The organism is Pseudomonas sp. TWRC1-2, assembly GCF_049896685.1.
GTDB lineage: Bacteria > Pseudomonadota > Gammaproteobacteria > Pseudomonadales > Pseudomonadaceae > Aquipseudomonas.
The window spans coordinates 422,178-440,838 of record NZ_JAFCUU010000002.1; the positions used below are offsets into that span (position 1 = coordinate 422,178).

Consider the following 18,661-nt stretch of genomic DNA (forward strand, 5'->3'; position numbering starts at 1 on the left):
GCGATGGCGGTGTATCAGTCACTGAACAGGCTGACTGAACGACCGCTATCGCAGGCAAGCCAGCTCCCACATTTGAACGGAGTGAGGCCTTTAGCCCGCAACCATCTCGGCTTTCAGCTGCGCCTCTTTCGCCTGCGCATCCGCCAACCGATACAACTCGATCTGCCCGTCCCAGTGCTCGATCAGCGCCGTGCACGACTCCACCCAGTCCCCGCAGTTGAGGTAATCCACCTCGCCCACCTTGCGAATTTCCGCGTGGTGAATATGCCCACAGACCACGCCATGCAGCTCGCGCCTGGTGACTTCGTGGGCGATCGCCTCCTCAAAGTCGCTGATAAAACTCACTGCCGTCTTGACCTTGTGCTTGAGGTACGCCGACAGCGACCAGTAGCCGTAGCCATACCGCGCCCGCCAGTGATTGAGCCAGCGGTTCAGCGTGAGTGTGAACTCGTAGGCCGAGTCGCCGAGAAACGCCAGCCAGCGGTGGTAACGGGTGATCACATCAAACTGGTCGCCGTGAATTACCAGCAAGTGACGGCCATCGGCGGTGACGTGCACCGCTTCGTCCACCAGTTGGATATTGCCCAGGATCAGCTTGGAATAGCGCCGCAGGAACTCGTCATGGTTGCCGGTGACATAGATCACCTCGGTGCCGCGCTTGGCCATGGTCAGCAAGCGGCGGATCACGTTGGTATGGGCCTGGGGCCAATACATGCCGCCGCGCATTTTCCAGCCGTCAATGATGTCGCCCACCAGGTACACCTTGTCGGCGTGGTAGCCCTTGAGAAACCGCGACAAGTGTTCGGCCTGGCAGTCCCGCGTGCCCAGGTGCACGTCGGAAATCCACAAGGTACGAACCCGTTGTTTAGGACCGGGTTTGGCGAATTCGGCACGGGTCATGGGCATCCCTCGACGCTGTTTTAGCGAGCTTGCGCCCTGGTGGTTAACAGCCCATGACAGCGGTGCGTCAGTCTGATGACAGCGCCTGGCGCCCGTGAAGCGTTGTAGACTGGCGCCCTGCACCCTCAGGAGACCGCGATGAGACCGACGCTCACGCTGCGCCACTACCTCGAAGAGCCTCTTGCCCACAGCCATGACCATGCGCAGTTGGTGTTCGGCCTGTCCGGGCACCTGGACCTGGAAGTCGATGGCCGGGGCAGCCAGGTGCGCGAAAGCAGCGTGATGGTGCTGCCCTTTTCCGCTCACCACGCCTGCGGCAGCCGCGATGGCAGCCGGTGCCTGGTGCTGGATGTGCCCACCGAACACTGGGTGCTGGACTCCTTGGGCGAGCATGCCGACGCCAGCCGCCGCCTGCTCGATCAACCGGCGCGCCTGACTCTGGATTCGCGGCAAAGCCAGCTGGTGCAATGGCTGGCGCACAGCCCGGTGGATGACCCGTTGATCGTGCAGCAAGGCGCGGTGCTGTTATTGGCCAGCCTCAATCACCCGCTGGCCCAACCGGTACCGGGGCGGCGCCTGCCGTATGCGGCGTTTGATGCGCATATCGAGCGACACGTTGCGCATCCGTTGCAGGTCGCGGACCTTGCGCGCATTGCCGGCCTGTCGGTCGCGCGCCTGCACGCGCGCTTTATCGCCGAGTGCGGGCAGACGCCGATGGACTACATTCGCGGGCGCCGCCTGCAGATGGCCTTGAACCTGTTGCGCAATACGCCGCTGCCCATCGGCGACATTGCCGAGCGCGTCGGCTACAGCTCGCAAAGTGCGTTTGCCGCCGCGATGTTGCGCGAATTTGGCGCATCACCGGGCGCATTGCGGCGCTCATCATAGTCTTGCGACAAAAAACGCGAGCCGGACGACAGACGCCCACGCCCTCAACCCTCTAGACTGCGATTCTGTCACCCCCGTTGGTTCAAGGATCGCAATGACTCCCCGCTCAGCCCTCGGCGCTCTGCATATCGGCGCACTGATGTTTGGCCTCACCGGCGTATTCGGCAAGCTGGCGGCGGCCTCGCCCGCCATCATCGTCTTCGGCCGGGCGGCCTTCGCCGTGGTGGCGCTCGCCGTGTTTGCGCGATTCGCCAGCAACACCACCTGGAAAACACTCCAGATGCGCGACTGGCGCCGCCTGCTGATCAGCGGCGTACTGCTCGCGGCGCATTGGGTGACCTTCTTCATCGCGGTCAAAGTCGCCGGCGTTGCCGTCGCCACGCTTGGGTTTACCGCGTTCCCGGCATTTACCGTGATTCTCGAAGGGCTGATCTTCCGCGAGCGCATTCGCGCCAATGAAGTGCTGCTGGTGGTACTGGTCAGTGTCGGCCTGATCCTGGTGACGCCAGACTTCAACCTCGCCAGCGCAGCCACCGGCGGCCTGCTCTGGGGTATTGCCTCGGGCCTGCTGTTTTCGCTGCTGTCGCTGAACAACCGCGCCAGTTCCGGGCGCATCCCCGCGGTGCAGGCGGCACTGTGTCAGAACCTGGTGGTCGCGGCTTGTTTGCTGCCGGTGGCGGCACCCGGGCTGGCGGATGTGCGGGCAATTGACTGGTTGTGGATCGGGCTGCTCGGGGTGTTCTGTACCGGCCTGGCCCACAGCCTGTTTGTCGCCAGCCTGGCGGTGATCAAGGCGCGCACCGCCTCGGTGGTGTTTGCCATGGAGCCGGTCTACGGCATCACCGCGGCCTGGGTGCTGTTTGCCGAAACCCCGACCTTGCGCATGCTGCTGGGCGGCGCGCTGATCATCGTCGCCATCGTGCTTTCCGGGCTGATGGGCAGCACCAGCCAGGCCAAAGCGCCTGCGGCGACGGCCTGATGCTCAGGCTTTGCGGTCGTTGTGGCCCAGATCGCGCTGCGGGTCGATCTGGTCACGCACGCGCTGCTTGAGCACCTTGGCTTCGGGGAAGCCACCGTCGGCCTTGCGCTCCCAGATCTGCACGCCATCGCAGGTGATGCGAAACGCGCCGCCGGTGGCCGGCTCCAGCGCCACACGACCCAGGTCATCGGCAAACGTACTCAACAACTCCTGGGCCAGCCACGCGGCGCGCAACAGCCACTGGCACTGGGTGCAATAGGTGATGACGATCTCTGGTTTGCTCAGCGACATAATTTGAGAGGTTCCTGGCATAACGGGCTGGGTGGATCGGGTGGCTATAATACCGGCCTTTCGCCCAGCCTCGAGATTCATGATGCGCCGCCTGTTGTCTTGCCTGTTCCTGTGTTTGCTTCCACTGCTCGCCGACGCCGTTGAAACACCCCGCCCCAAAATCGGCCTTGTGCTGTCCGGCGGCGCCGCGCGTGGCCTGGCGCATATTGGTGTGCTCAAGGCTCTGGAGGAGCAAGGGATCCAGATCGATGCGATTGCCGGCACCAGCATGGGCGCGGTGATTGGCGGGCTGTACGCCTCGGGCTACAAGATTGATGAGCTGGAAAAGCTCGCGCTGAATATCGACTGGCAACAAGCGCTGTCCGACGCACCGCCACGCGAAGACGTGCCGTTTCGACGCAAACAGGATGACCGCGACTTTTTGGTCAAACAGAAGCTCAGTTTCCGCGACGACGGCAGCCTCGGCCTGCCACTCGGCGTGATTCAGGGTCAGAACCTGGCACTGCTGCTGGAAAGCATGTTCGCCCACAGCAGCAACACGCGTAACTTCGACAAGCTGCCGATCCCGTTCCGCGCAGTGGCCACCGACATCACCACCGGCGAAAAAGTCGTGTTCAACAAAGGCCACCTGCCCCAGGTGATCCGCGCGAGCATGTCGATCCCGGCGGTGTTCGCCCCGGTGGAAATCGACGGCCGGCTGCTGGTGGACGGCGGCATGACCGACAACATCCCGCTGGACGTGGCCCGCGAGATGGGCGTCGACATTGCCATCGTGGTCGACATCGGCACCCCGCTGCGCTCGCGCAAGCAACTTGCCACTGTGGTCGATGTGCTCAACCAGTCGATCACCCTGATGACCCGGCGCAACTCCGAAGAGCAACTCAAGGCGCTGCACCCCAAGGATGTGCTGATCCAACCGCCGCTGGCGGCCTACGGCGTGACGGACTTCGGCCGCGCCAAGGACATGATCGACGCCGGCTACCGCGCCACCCGCGCGCTTGATGTACGCCTGGCGCACCTGCGCCCTGCTGAGCCTGTCGACCCGCAACTGATCGCCGCCCGCACACCCGGCGAGCGCACCCCCGTGATCACCGCCATCAAGGTGGAAAACGACTCGAAGGTCAGCGATGACGTGATCCGCTACTACATCCGCCAAAACCTGGGCGAGCCGCTGAACCTGGGCCGTCTGCAAACCGACATGGGCACCTTGTACGGCCTGGACTACTTCGAGCAGGTGCAATACCGCGTAGTGAAAAAGGGCCAGGACAACACCCTGGTGATCAGTGCACGCGGCAAACGCAGCGGCACCGACTACTTGCGCCTGGGCCTGAACCTGTCGGATGACATGCGCGGCGACAGCGCCTTCAACCTCGGCGCCAGCTACCGCATGAATGGCATCAACCGCCTCGGCGCCGAATGGCTGACGCGGGTGCAGATCGGTGATCGCCAAGAGCTGTACAGCGAGTTCTACCAGCCACTGGATGTCGGCTCACGCTACTTCGTCGCGCCCTATATCAGTGCCCAGGCGCAGAACGTTGAACTGATTCTGGACAACGACCCCATCTCCGAATACCGCCTGGAGCGTTATGGCTTTGGCTTGAACGTCGGCCGCCAGATCGGCAACAGCGGCGAGATCCGCTTCGGCGTCGGCGAAGCCTGGGGCAAGGCGGACGTGCGCATCGGCGACCGCGACCTGCCGAGCGTGAGCTTCAGCGAGGGCTTCTATGAACTGAAGTACTCGTTCGACTCGCTCGATAACGTGTACTTCCCGCACACCGGCGAAGACATCGGCCTGGCGTTCCGCGAATTCGAGCCAGGGTTAGGCTCGGACCAGCGCTATCGTCAGTGGGAGTTCAAACTGGACAAGGCCATGAGCCGCGGCCCGGACACGCTCATACTGGGCGGTCGTTACGGGCGCACGCTGGATAAATCCGACGTGGTGGTATCCAGCTTCCTGCTGGGCGGTGCGCGGCAATTGTCGGGCTTTCGCGAAGATGCAATCTCGGGGCAGAACATCGCCCTGATGCGCGCGGTGTACTACCGCCGCCTGACGCCGCGCTCGTACCTGCCGCTGGACTTCCCGCTGTACCTGGGGGCCTCGGTGGAACGCGGCCGGGCGTGGAACAACGACAATCAATTCGACAGCGGTTACATCAACGCTGCGAGTGTTTTCCTGGGGTTTGATACGCCGCTGGGGCCGCTGAATTTCAGCTATGGGTTCAATGATGACGATCAGCAGGCGGTGTACCTGAACCTCGGCCAGACGTTCTAGGCAGCGCACAAAAAAAGTGGGAGCTGGCACGCCAGCTCCCACTTTTTAATTTCTGGTGAATCCCGGATCAGGACTTTTCCAGATTTGCCAGGATGTGCCCATGCACACGCATGCACACGCGCAAATCCTCTTCATCCACGCCCACAAACAGCTCATGGCGCAACGCTGTGGCAATGGTTTCAATCTGGTCGATCAATGGGCGGGCGGTGTCGCACAGCAATATGCGTTTGGCACGACGGTCTTCAAGCACCGCCTGGCGTTGCACCAGACCCTGGCCTTCAAGGCTGTCGAGCAGGCGGGCCAGCGTCGGCCCTTCGACGCCAACACTTTGAGCCAGCTCGCGCTGAGTGGGCGCTTCCGCAAAACGGGCCAGGTGCAACAGCACCAGCCAACGCGCCTGGGACAAACCCAGCCCCGCCAAGCGGCGGTCCAGTTCGGCGCGCCAACCTCGGGACATTTGCGCCAACTGCATGCCAAAGCGGTGTTGATCGGTTAAAGGCATAAAAAACTCATGGTTTAGACTGAAAATAAAGTGTGGCTAATTATTAGTCAGCTAAGCATGAGCCATGCCAGGAGGCAAGGGCCGCTATGTACTGATTCGTTACATTGGCGCAATTGGCACACTAAATTTCGAATTCCGACTGCAAAGCAGCCCGCACGCAATACAAAACACCCTCAGGCACACGCCCGGTAAACAGCGGCGCGATCTCCGCAACTGGTGGCAATTCGCCCTCTCCGTCGAGGAATGCATCCTGGATTTCACCGAGCAGATCTTCCGGCAAATCAAGGGCTTGCTCCAACGACAACTGCTGCTTGCCGATGGATTCGGCCAGCAGGGTATAGACGTTTTTTTCCGAACATTGCAGTTGACCTGCAATCTGGATCGGGGTCATGCCGGCACGCGCCAGGCTGATCAGTTCGTGGCGAATATCGGCGACTTCCTTCGGCGCCTCGGCCTGGCCGCCGAGCACTTCGAGGAAGGCTTGCCCGTAGCGTTCCAGCTTGCGCGCGCCGACGCCACTGACCCGGGCCATTTCGGCCATGGTGGTCGGCTGCTCGCGCAGCATCTCCAGCAACGTGGAGTCGGGGAAAATAACGTAAGGCGGCACACTGTGTTCCTGCGCAAGTTTGCGTCGCAGGGTGCGCAAGGCTTCCCATTGCTCGCGCTCTTCGCCACGGACCAACTGGCTGGCCTGGCTGGTGCTGCTCTTGGCCGTGGTCTGCGGTTTGAGGTCGCGACGCAGCTCCAGGCTCACTTCGCCCTTGAGCAATGGCCGGCAACTGTCGTTCAGGCGCAGGCCGCCATAGCCTTCGAGGTCGATGTCCACCAGGCCGCGGGCGACCATCTGGCGGAACAATGAGCGCCACTCACCTTCAGCGCGGGCTTTGCCGACGCCATAGACCGAGAGTTTTTCGTGGCCGAAGCTGCGCACTTTTTCGTTGTCCTTGCCCAGCAACACATCCACCAGATGGCCCACGCCATAACGCTGGCCGGTGCGATAAATAGCCGACAACGCCTGGCGCGCAGGCTCAGTGGCATCCCAGGTCTGCACGCCGTCCACGCAGTTGTCGCAGTGGCCGCACGGCTCGGGCATGTCTTCGTCGAAGTACGCCAGCAGCGTTTGGCGGCGGCAGCGCGTCTCTTCACACAGCGACAGCATCGCGTCGAGCTTGTGTTGCTCCAAACGCTTGTGACGCTCGTCGCCCTCGGAGTTCTGCAGCATCTGCTTGAGCATCACCACGTCTTGCAGGCCATAGACCATCCAGGCATCCGCCGGCAGGCCATCACGGCCAGCGCGACCGGTTTCCTGGTAATACGCCTCGAGGGACTTGGGCAGGTCCATGTGCGCGACGAAGCGCACGTTGGATTTGTCGATGCCCATGCCGAACGCGATGGTCGCCACCATGATCAGGCCTTCCTCGTTGAGAAAGCGCTTCTGGTGGGCAGAGCGCGTTTCATTGGGCAGGCCCGCATGGTAAGGCAGCGCCGGGTAGCCTTGCTCGCAGAGGAACGCGGCCACTTCATCGACCTTCTTGCGCGACAGGCAATAGACGATGCCCGCATCGCTGCGCCGCTCCGACAGGAACGCCAGCAACTGCTTGCGCGGCTGCTCCTTGGGCACGATGCGGTAGAAGATGTTCGGCCGGTCGAAGCTCGACAGAAAACGCTCGGCGTTCTGCAAATGCAGGCGCTCGACGATTTCTTCACGGGTGCGTTTGTCGGCAGTGGCCGTCAACGCGATGCGCGGGACGTCGGGGAACAATTCCGCCAACTGGCCCAGCTGCAAATATTCGCGACGGAAATCGTGGCCCCATTGCGATACGCAGTGGGCTTCATCGATGGCGAACAGGGCGATTTCCAGGCTCTGCAAAAACGCCAGCATGCGCGGCTGCACCAGACGCTCAGGGGCCAGGTAAAGCATCTTGACTTCGCCGCGCTTGATGCGCGCGGCCAGGTCGCGCTGCTGCTCGGCGCTGAGGGTGGAGTTCAAGGACGCGGCGGCGACACCAAGCTCTTCAAGGGTGGCGACCTGGTCGTCCATCAACGCAATCAGCGGCGACACCACCACGGCCAGGCCGTTACGCAACAGCGCCGGCACCTGGAAGCACAACGACTTGCCGCCGCCGGTAGGCATCAGCACCAGGGCATCACCGCCACTGGCCACGCGCTCAATGATCGCACCCTGGCGGCCACGAAAACTGTCGTAGCCGAAGATGTCCTTGAGGACGCGTTGAGCCTGCTCGAGCATGTAAAACTCCAAAATGGTGCCGAAATCCCTCTGTACAGGCTGGCCGAAAAACCCCGGCTTCACGGGAAATAATCCGTAAGCGAAGTTTTCGCGGGTGGGCGCTGGGCCTGCAGGGGCATCACAAAACGCGGCAGTATACCCGAGCGTCGGTCCGCAAAGGGCGCCACTGACGAACAGCGACTGCTATCTAAACCTGGCAAATATGCCTTGCAGCTGGCCTGGGGGCTCAAGAAAGCCTAGAATTGCGCATCGTTTATTCCCAAGGTATGCCGTAATGTCCTTCGCTGAGCAACTAACCCGCCTGCAAGCCTTCCTCGACGCCGATGAGCTGCATGACGAGGCGCTGGACTACGTGGCCGCCCACGGCTACCTGACCGCCCTGTCGATCTCTTCCGACATCGTGCCGGACCGTGAGTGGATCGACGCCTTGTTCGCCGAAGAGCCGCACTATGCCGATGCCGCCCAACGCGAAGAAATCGAATCCACCCTGCTGGCCCTCAAGGCCCACATCGGTCGCCAGCTGGCTTCCGACGAGGAATTCGAGCTGCCTTGCGAGCTGGACCTGGGCGAAGACCCGGATGACTCCGACCTGCGCGGCTGGTGCATCGGTTTCATGGAAGGTGTGTTCCTGCGCGAAGCGGCCTGGTTCGAAACCGCCGAGGAAGAAGTCAGCGAAATGCTGCTGCCGATCATGGTCGGTTCGGGTCTGTTCGACGACCAGCCGGAATTCTCCGACATCGCTTCCGACGCCAACCTGATGGACGACATGATCGTACAGATCCCTGAAGCCCTGACCGCCCTGTACCTGTTGTGCAACGCCCCTGACGAAAAACCGGCGATCCTCAAGCCACGTCACCACTGAGTCGTTTGCCCGTGTCCCCCATGGGCAATCGCTCGCTGCTCCTGCGTTACGCACTGCTGGCCATCGGCTGGTTGAGCGTGGCGCTGGGAGTGATTGGCATCTTCCTTCCCGTATTGCCGACCACGCCCTTCCTGCTACTCGCCGCTGCCTGCTTCGCTCGAAGCTCCCCGCGTTTCTACCACTGGCTGGTGGAACACCCGCGCCTGGGCCCGTGGATCAAAGACTACCTGGACGGCAATGGCATTCCGCTCAAGGGCAAGGTCTACGCACTCGGCCTGATGTGGCTGAGCATCGGTTTCTCCTGCTACCTGGTGCCGCTGCCGTGGGCACGCGGTTTCATGCTGACCAGTGCCGTGCTGGTGACAATCTATATCCTGCGCCAAAAAACCCTGCCGCCCCGGGAACGGTAGGCGCGGGCTTGGGTGGGAGCCGGGCTTGCCCGCGATAGCATCGCCACGGTGCAACGTTCACACCGCAGCGCCTGAATCGCAGGCAAGCCAGCTCCCACACCAGCCAGCAGCTACATAAGCCAGATCCTGCACACGACCTTGGTCGACACTGACTAACCCCAAGCATCATGCGAGACTGTCCCACCGGGCCTGGAATGCCTGGGTGTTCTTATGCTCGGAGTTACCATGACGCTGTCCAGCGGGCTGATCGCCGCCGTTGCCCTGGCCTATATGGCCATTATGTTTGCCATCGCCTTTTACGGTGACCGCCGCCATGCGCCGTTGCCGCCGAAGGTGCGCGCCTGGGTGTACAGCCTGTCGCTGGCCGTCTACTGCACCAGTTGGACCTTCTTCGGCGCGGTAGGCCAGGCCGCCGAACAGCTGTGGGCATTTTTACCGATCTATCTAGGACCGGTGCTGCTACTGGTGTTGGCACCCTGGGTGCTGCAGAAGATGATTCTGATCAGCAAGCAGGAAAACATTACCTCCATCGCCGACTTCATCGCCGCGCGCTACGGCAAATCCCAGTCGCTGGCGGTGGTAGTGGCGCTGATTTGCCTGGTCGGCGTGTTGCCCTACATCGCCTTGCAGCTCAAAGGCATCGTGCTGGGCGTGAACCTGTTGATCGGCTCCGGCCCCGACACCACCGGCACGCGCGCCCAGGACACGGCCCTTATCGTGTCGCTGGTGCTGGCGCTGTTCACCATTGTGTTTGGTACGCGCAACCTCGACGCCACCGAGCACCACCGTGGCATGGTGCTGGCGATCGCCTTTGAATCGTTGGTCAAGCTGTTCGCCTTTCTCGCTGTCGGCGCGTTTGTGACCTACGGCTTGTACGACGGATTCGGCGACCTGTTCAGCCAGGCGATGCTGGCCCCGCGCCTTGAGGAATACTGGAAAGAAACCATCAACTGGCCGTCAATGGTGGTGCAAACCGGCGTGGCGATGATGGCGATTATCTGCCTGCCCCGACAGTTCCACGTCACCGTCGTGGAAAACATCGACCCGCAGGACTTACGCCTGGCCAAGTGGGTGTTCCCGGCCTACCTGATCCTCGCCGCGCTGTTCGTCATCCCCATCGCCCTTGGCGGCAAAATGCTGCTGCCGGGTTCGGTATTGCCGGACTCCTACGTGATCAGCCTGCCCATGGCCGAGGCACACCCGGCCCTCGCTGTGCTGGCATTTATTGGCGGTGCGTCGGCAGCGACCGGCATGGTGATCGTGGCCAGCATCGCCCTGTCGACCATGGTATCCAACGACATGTTGCTGCCGTGGCTGCTGCGACGCTCCAGTGCCGAGCGGCCCTTCGAAGTGTTCCGCCACTGGATGCTCTCGGTGCGCCGGGTCAGCATTGTGATCATCCTGCTGCTGGCCTACGTGAGTTACCGGCTGCTCGGCTCCACCGCGAGCCTGGCGACCATCGGCCAGATCGCCTTCGCGGCAGTCACCCAACTGGCCCCGGCGATGCTGGGCGCGCTGTATTGGAAGCAGGCCAACCGGCGCGGCGTGTTCGCTGGGTTGGCGGCGGGCACGTTTTTGTGGTTCTACACCTTGGTCCTACCGGTCACGGCGAAAAGTCTGGGCTGGTCGCTGAGCCTTTTCCCTGGGCTGACGTGGATGCATTCACACCCGTTTGGCTTCTCCGTGACCTCGCTGACCTTGGGCACCGTGTTCTCGCTGGCGGGTAACTTCACGCTGTTTGTGTGGGTCTCGATGCTGTCGCGCACACGGGTCTCGGAGCACTGGCAGGCCGGACGCTTTATCGGCCAGGAAATCAGCCAACGCGCCAGCGCGCGCTCGATGTTGTCGGTGCAGATCAGCGACCTGCTGAGCCTGGCGGCGCGCTTTGTCGGTGAAGAACGTGCCCAGCAGAGTTTTATCCGCTTCGCCTATCGCCAGGGCAAAGGTTTCAACCCCAACCAGAATGCCGACAACGATTGGATTGCCCATACCGAACGCCTGTTGGCGGGCGTGCTCGGCGCCTCTTCGACACGCGCCGTCGTAAAAGCCGCAATTGAAGGGCGGGAAATGCAACTGGAGGACGTCGTACGCATCGCCGACGAAGCCTCCGAAGTGCTGCAGTTCAACCGCGCGCTGCTGCAGGGCGCCATCGAAAACATCACCCAGGGCATCAGCGTGGTCGACCAGTCGCTGAAGTTGGTGGCCTGGAACCGGCGCTATCTGGAGCTGTTCAACTACCCCGATGGTTTGATCAGTGTGGGCCGGCCGATTGCCGACATCATTCGCTACAACGCCGAGCGCGGCCTGTGCGGGCCAGGGGAAGCCGAAGTGCACGTCGCGCGGCGTCTGCACTGGATGCGCCAGGGCCGTGCGCATACGTCCGAGCGCTTGTTTCCGAATGGGCGCGTGATCGAGCTGATCGGCAACCCGATGCCCGGCGGCGGGTTCGTCATGAGCTTCACCGACATCACCGCGTTCCGTGAGGCCGAACAAGCCCTGACCGAGGCCAACGAGGGCCTGGAACAACGGGTGACCGAACGCACCCATGAACTGTCGCAACTGAATGTGGCGCTCACCGACGCCAAAGGCGTGGCCGAATCCGCCAGCCAATCGAAGACGCGCTTTCTGGCGGCAGTGAGCCACGACCTGATGCAGCCGTTGAACGCGGCACGATTGTTCTCCGCTGCCCTCTCCCACCAGAACGACGGTCTGTCTGCCGAAGCCCGCCAGTTGGTGCAGCACCTGGACAGCTCGCTGCGCTCTGCCGAAGACCTGATCAGCGACCTGCTGGATATCTCGCGCCTGGAAAACGGCAAGATCAATCCCCAGCGACAGCCCTTCGTCCTCAACGAGTTGTTCGACACCCTGGGAGCAGAATTCAAGGCACTGGCCCACGAGCAAGGCCTGCGTTTTCGCCTGCGCGGCAGCCGTTTGCGGGTGGACAGCGACATCAAGTTACTGCGACGAATCCTGCAGAACTTTCTTACTAACGCATTCCGCTACGCCGACGGCCCGGTGCTACTTGGCGTACGCCGACGCAAGGGCGAACTGTGCCTGGAAGTGTGGGATCGCGGCCCTGGCATCCCGCTGGATAAACAACAGGTGATCTTCGAAGAGTTCAAGCGCCTGGACAGCCACCAGACCCGCGCCGAAAAGGGCCTGGGCCTGGGCCTGGCAATCGCCGACGGCCTGTGCCGAGTACTCGGCCATCGTTTGAGCGTGCGTTCGTGGCCGGGCAAAGGCAGCGTGTTCAGCGTGCGTGTGCCGTTGGCGCGTAACCAGGCCAGCCCCAAGGTCAAGACCACGCAGGATAACGGGATGCCGTTGAGCGGGGCCCAGGTGCTGTGTGTGGACAATGAAGAAAGCATCCTGATCGGCATGCGCAGCCTGCTCACGCGCTGGGGTTGCGAGGTGTGGACCGCTACCGATCAGGCGCAATGTGCGGCGTTGCTGGCCGAGGGCGTGCGCCCGCAACTGGCGCTGGTGGACTACCACCTGGACCACGGCGAGACAGGCACGGAGTTGATGGGCTGGCTGCGCGCGCAACTGGCGGAGCCGATTCCCGGGGTGGTGATCAGCGCCGATGGGCGCCCGGAAATGGTGGCCGAGGTGCATGCCGCAGGGTTGGATTATTTGGCCAAGCCGGTGAAGCCTGCAGCGTTGCGCGCGTTGTTGAGTCGGCATCTGCCATTGTAGGAATGACTGAACTCAATCCCCCTGTGGGAGCTGGCTTGCCTGTGATAGCAATGGAGCAGTCACCACCGCTATCGCAGGCGGGCCAGCTCCCACATTGACCGAATGCTACTCCGGTAAGTGTGCGACGCCATCGGAGTCGGTCATCGCCCGTTCGAGCAAATCCGCCGGCAGGCTCTTGCTCGCACGCGCACCCAGCAACCTTAACTGCTCGGTTCGGCTGACCAGATTTCCACGGCCATCCGTCAGCTTGTTTCGCGCCGCGCTGTAGGCCTTATCCAGCTGCTGCAGGCGGTTGCCGACTTCATCCAGATCCTGAATAAACAGTACGAACTTGTCATACAGCCAGCCGGCGCGCTCGGCAATCTCCCGCGCGTTCTGACTCTGGCGTTCCTGCTTCCACAGGCTGTCGATCACCCGCAGGGTGGCCAGCAAGGTGGTGGGGCTGACGATCACGATATGGCGGTCGAACGCTTCCTGGAACAGGTTCGGCTCAGCCTGCAACGCGGCGGAAAACGCAGCTTCTATCGGCACGAACAACAGCACGAAATCCAGGCTGTGCAGACCTTCGAGGCGCTTGTAATCCTTGCCGGCCAAGCCTTTGACGTGATTGCGCAGGGACAGCACGTGCTGTTTCAGCGCCGCCTGGCCGATCACATCGTCATCCGCTGCAACGTATTGCTGATAGGCGGTGAGGCTGACCTTGGAATCGACCACCACCTGCTTGTCGCCGGGCAGCATGATCAACACGTCCGGCTGGAAGCGCTCGCCGTCCGGGCCTTTGAGGCTGACCTGGGTCTGATACTCGCGGCCCTTCTCCAGCCCGGCATGTTCAAGCACGCGCTCAAGAATCAGCTCGCCCCAGTTGCCCTGGGTTTTCTGGCCCTTGAGCGCGCGCGTGAGGTTGGTGGCCTCGTCCGACAGTCGCAGGTTCAGTTGCTGCAGGCGTTCAAGCTCCTTGGCCAGGGAAAAGCGCTCGCGCGCTTCACTCTGGTAGCTTTCTTCCACGCGCTTTTCAAACGACTGGATGCGTTCCTTGAGCGGGTCGAGCAACTGGCCCAGGCGTTCCTGGCTGGTTTCGGCAAACCGTTGCTCGCGTTCATCGAAAATCTTGCCGGCAAGCTCGGCGAACTGCGCACGCAGCTCGTCCCGCGAGCCTTGCAGGTCAGCAAGGCGTTGTTGATGGCTTTCCTGTTGTTCGCGCAGTTCGGCGCGCAACGCCGAGGACAGCGCATCGAGGCGGCGCAGCTCGGTTTCCTTGGCGCTGCGGTCGAGGTTCCAGGCGTGGGCGGCGTCGCGGGCGTTATCGCGGTCGATCTGGAGCAATTCGACTTCACGGCGAACGGCCGCCAGGTCAGCTTGTTTGGCGGCGTTGGCCTGGCTCAGGTCACTGATCTCGTCGCGGCTGGCGTCGAGTTGCGCGGCCAGCCCTTCCTGGGCCAGTTGCGCGGTGGCCAGGCGCTCTTCGAGCAGTTCCCAGCCGGTCATGCGCGCGCTCAGCCGCCGTTGGAGCTGCCAGCACAGGGCCAATAAAGGCACTGCAGCGCCAGCCAGGCCCAAGGCAATACTGGTCCAGTCAAAAGCCATCGCCATTTCTGCCATCACCGAAAAAGAGCAAGGTTAACCAAGCGTGGGGCTTGAGGACAGCTCAGTCTTCGACCTGCCCCAGTTCGCGCTGGGCGCGGCGGTCGCCGGCACGGGCAGCCAGGCGCAGCAGGTCATGGCCGATGCGGCGGTCGCGGGCATTGCCGCACTCACGGCACATCAGCTGGCCCAGGCGGCTCTGCGCGGCAACCACACCTTCACGCGCCGGCTGCTTGAGCAAGCGCCCGGCGAAGTGCTTGACGTTGGTGCTGTGCCCCAGGCGCGGGCTGTCGAGCAGCCACAAGGCGACTTTCAAGGAGAAACGCTTGGGTGCGGTAACAGTCTGAGGGGTGTCGGTAACAGATGGTGATACTGAGCGAAACTTCATAAAGCACTGCGGGACAGAACGGAAGGCGCGCCACTCTACTCTTTTTTTCCTACAGGTAAAGCTGAAAAATCCCTGCACGCCCGTTCTAGAGCAAGCGCTTGGGACAATCCACAGAAGCTGTGGATAACTCAGTGGACAACCCACCTTTAACGCGCGCAAAGGCCCATGGAACGGGGGCCGCAGTCAAACTGACGATTTTTTCACCAATAAAAAAAAGCGATATTTTTCATTGACTTAAATTTTCATTGCAGGCAAATGGCGGCGCTTCCAGGCCGTTGACAGACGGGTTACATACCTCGCAACTAATGTGCACAAGTACCCACCCACTGGTTATATGGCGCAGGTTTTTTGCTTCGACACGCCCGAAAAATGTTACCGACAGGCCAAACCAGGCACTTTTCAAATCCTCGCCGGCTCGCCACACTGGCCACTCCCACACGCAACCTACCAAGGCTCGATGAAAGGAATCCTCTTATTCGCCGTGTTGCTGCTGGCCATCTGTGTAACCTCATTGGCGGTCAATGCCGCGCTGCCCTCCCCCGACGGCGCTCTGTTTGCCATCGCCATCCTGGTATCAGCGGCGTTTACTGCCGTAATGCTGTGCATAGAGTTGAGTGAAGGCCGAATCAACGACATGCGCGAGGTGATGAATGTGATCGAGACCGGCCGGTCCTGGCGCTTGACCCTGGCGGCCTACGGACTCGGCTGCTCATTGGCCGCGGCGGCCACCGTGCTGGTCTATCGCGGGTTGTTGGGCGGCTGAATTAAGCTTTTTTGGCTAGCACACTTCCCTTCCGTGTTTCAATCCGTTACTATCCGCGGCGTTAGTACCAAGCTGAAAGTCAATTCTGGTCGAACAACTCCCCTGAACAACACGGGATCGACCACCTCGATGGTTTCCAGGTATTCCTTGCGACGACACTGCCTTTGAACAAGCAAAGGGTGCCGCGAAGTCTCAATACTCTGAACGAACCAGCCTGCAAATTGATCAGGATCTTCACCCCGGGCCCAGAACCTTTGCCCCTGTTGTGTTGCCTGCCCTCCTAAGTACCTACCTGCCAGCCCAAGCGCGCCTAACTTATTAGCGCTTCAAACTGGCTGCTTTGTTCCAGTCGGGTTCTTCGTTTGATCAATGGTGATCAACGTTACTGGAACGTTTTAACGTTGCACGGTTCTTAACCGTGTCATTTGTAGGAACACCAATAATATGTCCGCTCAAATCCACACTCAGGATGCCATTCGCACCCTCACCAACGCTTTTGCACCAATGAACTGCCTGATCATGGCCGCTCGCAAAGGCTGCTTCAGCTTCACCCTGGTCAACGAACACGGCATCGCTCGTCACAGCGAACGCCTGTACCCCGATCAATACTCCAGCGCAGAGCCGCTGCAGGCCGTGATCGAGCGTACCCGTCAGGCATTGATTGCCTGATCGACCCGAGTCGCTGAAACCCAAAAGACCCTGCTTGAAACGCAGGGTTTTTTATTGCCCGAAATTCGGCTTTTGAGTACTTGCACTAAGTTCGAATAGATATAAACGTTATAACTAAATGAAGAAGATGTTTTAAAAACAGTCCTTTACATCACAAATATGACACTACACTTCAACTCAAGCGGCATGATCCGCTTGCGACGAGCCTGAGGTCCGATTCACTGCTGCCAAGCTCCCCTCTCAGGCTTCGTCGACCACTTCCATGGATTGAGGCTCGTATGGGTATCGCCGCCAGCGAATTGTGTCGTTATGTGATCAGGCCGACGTTGATTTATCTCGGCCGCCATAACCCGACAGCTGAATCCCTGCTGCTGGGCATTGCCGCCAGCCAATCGGAACTCGGCTCCGCCCTGCATGATCGGCGCGGCCACGGCCTGTACAGCATCACCGAACCTCGTCATCGCGCCCTGTGGGACGACTACCTTGCCCAAGACCCCGAGCGCGCCAGCCTGGTACGTGGGCTGGCCAGTCAACATGCATTCCTCAGCGCGCCCCAGCTTGAGCTGACCGTCAACCTGCGCTACGCCACCGCCATCGCCTGGCTGCTGGTAGAACAGCATCGTCCTGCCCTGCCGCCACCGGGTGACGTATTGGCCATGGCACGTATCTGGAAAGAAATATTTCACCCTCAAGGTCGGCTGCGGGATTTCACTCAAGCCTGGCAAACCTGTGTTTTACCCATGAATCAGGCCATTTGTTGATCAGGCGTTTTGCAAGATTCGGCTAAAACCTTCGAATCTGGTCGGATTGTCCTACAAAACCGCTCTATCTCCGACATTACGGCCTATAGCGCTAACTTAAAATTATTGATACTTTCCGCAGCGGTGATCACCACGGAGTTCTAATAATGAAAAAAGTAATGCTCAAGACCACACTTAGCCTCACCGTTGCCATGGCATCCTCCCAACTGTTCGCAAGCGGCTTTGCCCTGAACGAACAAGACGTCGCCGGTATGGGTACGGGGTTCGCAGGCCGCTCTTCTTCTGCCGATAACGCCAGCACTGTGTACGGTAACCCTGCCGGTATGGCCCGCCTCGAAGGCCAGCAGATTACCGGTGGTGTAGCCGCTATCGATGCCTCGACTGACATCAAAAACGCCAGCGGCCGTTCTTTCGGCAGTAACAAAGGCGACATGGTGCCCTTCACGGCAGTCCCGTTTGGTTTCTACACCAACAAACTCAATGATCAGTGGGCCGTCGGCGTTGGTGTTTATGCACCTTTCGGCCTGGTTACCGACTATGAGAGGGGCTTCCAGGGTCGCTCGTTCGGCAGCTACAGCAAAGTGTCGGTCATCACCTTGCAGCCAACCGTCAGCTACGCCTTCAACGATCGTGTTTCCATCGGTTTTGGCCCGACCATCAACCGTATTTCCGGCAAGCTGGAATCTGAGTTGGCTCTGTCGACAAACCCGGCTGTCCCGAATACCAACGTCACGATCAAAGGTGACGATACGGCTGTCGGCTTCAACGTCGGCGTGCTGGTACAAGCCACCGATACCACGCGCGTGGGCCTGACTTACCACTCCAAAGTCAGCTACAAGCTTGAAGGCCACACCGAAGTATCGGCACCGACACCGACGGCTCCACTGCTGGCAAGCGGCCGCTACGATGCGTCGTTGAGCATTGATACGCCTGAGTCTTACGACCTGTCCGTGACACAGGACCTGAGCGATGCCTGGAAACTCTACGCCGGTTCCACCTGGACTCGCTGGAGCCGCCTGAAAGACATCACTGTCGACAACCAGGGCGTTACCCGAGCTGGCGGCCTGGTCGCTCCGCAGATCGTGGGTACCATCACCGAGCCACAGAACTGGCATGACACCTGGGCCTATGCCTTGGGTACTTCGTACCAAGTCACCAAACAAGTGGTTCTGCGTACCGGCCTGACTTTCGACCAGTCGCCAACCAACAACACCGACCGTTCGCCACGCATCCCTACCGGCGACCGGACCATTTTCAGTGTTGGCCTGGGCTACGAAGTAATGCCGAACATGATCGTCGACGTGGCTTACTCCTACCTGAAGGAAGAGCCAGTCAAGGTCAACAAGACCAACGCACTGGGTTCGTCCTACAGCGCCAAGTACGAAAACAGCGCCAACGGCTTCGGCCTGGGCGTGACGTACAAGTTCTGATCCAACGCGTATAAAAAAGCC

At 61.0% G+C, this 18,661-nt stretch carries 16 protein-coding genes; 10 read left to right on the plus strand and 6 right to left on the minus strand.

Going from position 1 to position 18,661, the window contains the following annotated elements; translation table 11 throughout:
- Positions 1-90: 90 nt before the first annotated feature.
- Positions 91-900: a UDP-2,3-diacylglucosamine diphosphatase gene (locus ACP7B3_RS06365; protein ID WP_145158911.1), complete on the minus strand. Its 810-nt coding sequence runs from the start codon at positions 898-900 to the stop codon at positions 91-93.
- A gap of 138 nt (positions 901-1,038) precedes the next feature.
- Between ACP7B3_RS06365 and ACP7B3_RS06370 the strand changes: the two genes are divergently transcribed.
- The gene (locus ACP7B3_RS06370; RefSeq protein ID WP_426178444.1) at positions 1,039-1,788 is read left to right on the plus strand and encodes an AraC family transcriptional regulator; all 750 of its coding nucleotides are present in this window, start codon (positions 1,039-1,041) and stop codon (positions 1,786-1,788) included.
- A gap of 94 nt (positions 1,789-1,882) precedes the next feature.
- Complete coding sequence (locus ACP7B3_RS06375) at positions 1,883-2,767, plus strand: DMT family transporter (RefSeq protein ID WP_145158915.1); 885 nt, start codon at positions 1,883-1,885, stop codon at positions 2,765-2,767.
- A 3-nt stretch (positions 2,768-2,770) separates the two neighbouring features.
- On the opposite strand, the gene ACP7B3_RS06380 is transcribed toward ACP7B3_RS06375, so the two are convergent.
- A complete protein-coding gene (locus tag ACP7B3_RS06380; RefSeq protein ID WP_242195653.1) occupies positions 2,771-3,058 on the minus strand; it encodes a SelT/SelW/SelH family protein in 288 nt (95 codons plus the stop codon).
- Positions 3,059-3,140: 82 nt separating this feature from the next.
- Between ACP7B3_RS06380 and ACP7B3_RS06385 the strand changes: the two genes are divergently transcribed.
- Positions 3,141-5,330: a patatin-like phospholipase family protein gene (locus ACP7B3_RS06385; RefSeq protein ID WP_262208284.1), complete on the plus strand. Its 2,190-nt coding sequence runs from the start codon at positions 3,141-3,143 to the stop codon at positions 5,328-5,330.
- Between the two features lie 67 nt (positions 5,331-5,397).
- On the opposite strand, the gene ACP7B3_RS06390 is transcribed toward ACP7B3_RS06385, so the two are convergent.
- Positions 5,398-5,832: a MarR family transcriptional regulator gene (locus ACP7B3_RS06390; protein ID WP_106576432.1), complete on the minus strand. Its 435-nt coding sequence runs from the start codon at positions 5,830-5,832 to the stop codon at positions 5,398-5,400.
- A 121-nt stretch (positions 5,833-5,953) separates the two neighbouring features.
- On the minus strand, positions 5,954-8,080 hold the full coding sequence (recQ, locus tag ACP7B3_RS06395) for a DNA helicase RecQ (RefSeq protein WP_053258024.1): 2,127 nt from the start codon (positions 8,078-8,080) through the stop codon (positions 5,954-5,956).
- A gap of 274 nt (positions 8,081-8,354) precedes the next feature.
- On the opposite strand from recQ, the gene ACP7B3_RS06400 reads away from it, so the two are divergent.
- From ACP7B3_RS06400 to ACP7B3_RS06410, 3 genes are all read left to right on the plus strand, one after another.
- Positions 8,355-8,942 carry a YecA family protein gene (locus ACP7B3_RS06400; RefSeq protein ID WP_106576431.1) on the plus strand — a complete coding sequence of 196 codons (588 nt, stop codon included), beginning with the start codon at positions 8,355-8,357 and terminating at the stop codon, positions 8,940-8,942.
- A 20-nt stretch (positions 8,943-8,962) separates the two neighbouring features.
- Entirely contained in the window at positions 8,963-9,352 is a 390-nt protein-coding gene (locus ACP7B3_RS06405; protein ID WP_145158921.1) for a YbaN family protein, read from the plus strand.
- 225 nt (positions 9,353-9,577) lie between these two features.
- Complete coding sequence (locus ACP7B3_RS06410) at positions 9,578-13,048, plus strand: hybrid sensor histidine kinase/response regulator (protein ID WP_426178445.1); 3,471 nt, start codon at positions 9,578-9,580, stop codon at positions 13,046-13,048.
- Between the two features lie 105 nt (positions 13,049-13,153).
- Here ACP7B3_RS06410 and rmuC read toward each other — a convergent pair whose 3' ends face one another.
- Positions 13,154-14,518, minus strand: coding sequence for a DNA recombination protein RmuC (gene rmuC, locus ACP7B3_RS06415; RefSeq protein WP_426178646.1), 1,365 nt, complete (start codon positions 14,516-14,518; stop codon positions 13,154-13,156).
- A gap of 175 nt (positions 14,519-14,693) precedes the next feature.
- Positions 14,694-15,017 (minus strand): hypothetical protein, encoded by a 324-nt coding sequence (locus ACP7B3_RS06420; RefSeq protein WP_043293316.1) that lies wholly within the window; start codon positions 15,015-15,017, stop codon positions 14,694-14,696.
- Positions 15,018-15,474: 457 nt separating this feature from the next.
- Between ACP7B3_RS06420 and ACP7B3_RS06425 the strand changes: the two genes are divergently transcribed.
- The 4 genes from ACP7B3_RS06425 to ACP7B3_RS06440 all read left to right on the plus strand — a co-directional run bounded on the left by ACP7B3_RS06425 (position 15,475) and on the right by ACP7B3_RS06440 (position 18,640).
- Positions 15,475-15,780: a hypothetical protein gene (locus ACP7B3_RS06425; RefSeq protein ID WP_242195657.1), complete on the plus strand. Its 306-nt coding sequence runs from the start codon at positions 15,475-15,477 to the stop codon at positions 15,778-15,780.
- 444 nt (positions 15,781-16,224) lie between these two features.
- On the plus strand, positions 16,225-16,449 hold the full coding sequence (locus ACP7B3_RS06430) for a hypothetical protein (protein ID WP_106576426.1): 225 nt from the start codon (positions 16,225-16,227) through the stop codon (positions 16,447-16,449).
- 278 nt (positions 16,450-16,727) lie between these two features.
- Positions 16,728-17,210 carry a hypothetical protein gene (locus ACP7B3_RS06435; RefSeq protein ID WP_106576425.1) on the plus strand — a complete coding sequence of 161 codons (483 nt, stop codon included), beginning with the start codon at positions 16,728-16,730 and terminating at the stop codon, positions 17,208-17,210.
- Between the two features lie 146 nt (positions 17,211-17,356).
- The gene (locus ACP7B3_RS06440) at positions 17,357-18,640 is read left to right on the plus strand and encodes an OmpP1/FadL family transporter (RefSeq protein ID WP_145158929.1); all 1,284 of its coding nucleotides are present in this window, start codon (positions 17,357-17,359) and stop codon (positions 18,638-18,640) included.
- The last annotated feature ends 21 nt before the right edge of the window (positions 18,641-18,661 follow it).

What these genes read in the sequence shown, in the direction of transcription:
- ACP7B3_RS06365 (WP_145158911.1), bottom strand. Translation starts at nt 900, where the DNA reads ATGACCCGTGCCGAATTCGCCAAACCCGGTCCTAAACAACGGGTTCGT.
- ACP7B3_RS06370 (WP_426178444.1), top strand. Translation starts at nt 1,039, where the DNA reads ATGAGACCGACGCTCACGCTGCGCCACTACCTCGAAGAGCCTCTTGCC.
- ACP7B3_RS06375 (WP_145158915.1), top strand. Translation starts at nt 1,883, where the DNA reads ATGACTCCCCGCTCAGCCCTCGGCGCTCTGCATATCGGCGCACTGATG.
- ACP7B3_RS06380 (WP_242195653.1), bottom strand. Translation starts at nt 3,058, where the DNA reads ATGTCGCTGAGCAAACCAGAGATCGTCATCACCTATTGCACCCAGTGC.
- ACP7B3_RS06385 (WP_262208284.1), top strand. Translation starts at nt 3,141, where the DNA reads ATGCGCCGCCTGTTGTCTTGCCTGTTCCTGTGTTTGCTTCCACTGCTC.
- ACP7B3_RS06390 (WP_106576432.1), bottom strand. Translation starts at nt 5,832, where the DNA reads ATGCCTTTAACCGATCAACACCGCTTTGGCATGCAGTTGGCGCAAATG.
- recQ (WP_053258024.1), bottom strand. Translation starts at nt 8,080, where the DNA reads ATGCTCGAGCAGGCTCAACGCGTCCTCAAGGACATCTTCGGCTACGAC.
- ACP7B3_RS06400 (WP_106576431.1), top strand. Translation starts at nt 8,355, where the DNA reads ATGTCCTTCGCTGAGCAACTAACCCGCCTGCAAGCCTTCCTCGACGCC.
- ACP7B3_RS06405 (WP_145158921.1), top strand. Translation starts at nt 8,963, where the DNA reads ATGGGCAATCGCTCGCTGCTCCTGCGTTACGCACTGCTGGCCATCGGC.
- ACP7B3_RS06410 (WP_426178445.1), top strand. Translation starts at nt 9,578, where the DNA reads ATGACGCTGTCCAGCGGGCTGATCGCCGCCGTTGCCCTGGCCTATATG.
- ACP7B3_RS06420 (WP_043293316.1), bottom strand. Translation starts at nt 15,017, where the DNA reads ATGAAGTTTCGCTCAGTATCACCATCTGTTACCGACACCCCTCAGACT.
- ACP7B3_RS06425 (WP_242195657.1), top strand. Translation starts at nt 15,475, where the DNA reads ATGAAAGGAATCCTCTTATTCGCCGTGTTGCTGCTGGCCATCTGTGTA.
- ACP7B3_RS06430 (WP_106576426.1), top strand. Translation starts at nt 16,225, where the DNA reads ATGTCCGCTCAAATCCACACTCAGGATGCCATTCGCACCCTCACCAAC.
- ACP7B3_RS06435 (WP_106576425.1), top strand. Translation starts at nt 16,728, where the DNA reads ATGGGTATCGCCGCCAGCGAATTGTGTCGTTATGTGATCAGGCCGACG.
- ACP7B3_RS06440 (WP_145158929.1), top strand. Translation starts at nt 17,357, where the DNA reads ATGAAAAAAGTAATGCTCAAGACCACACTTAGCCTCACCGTTGCCATG.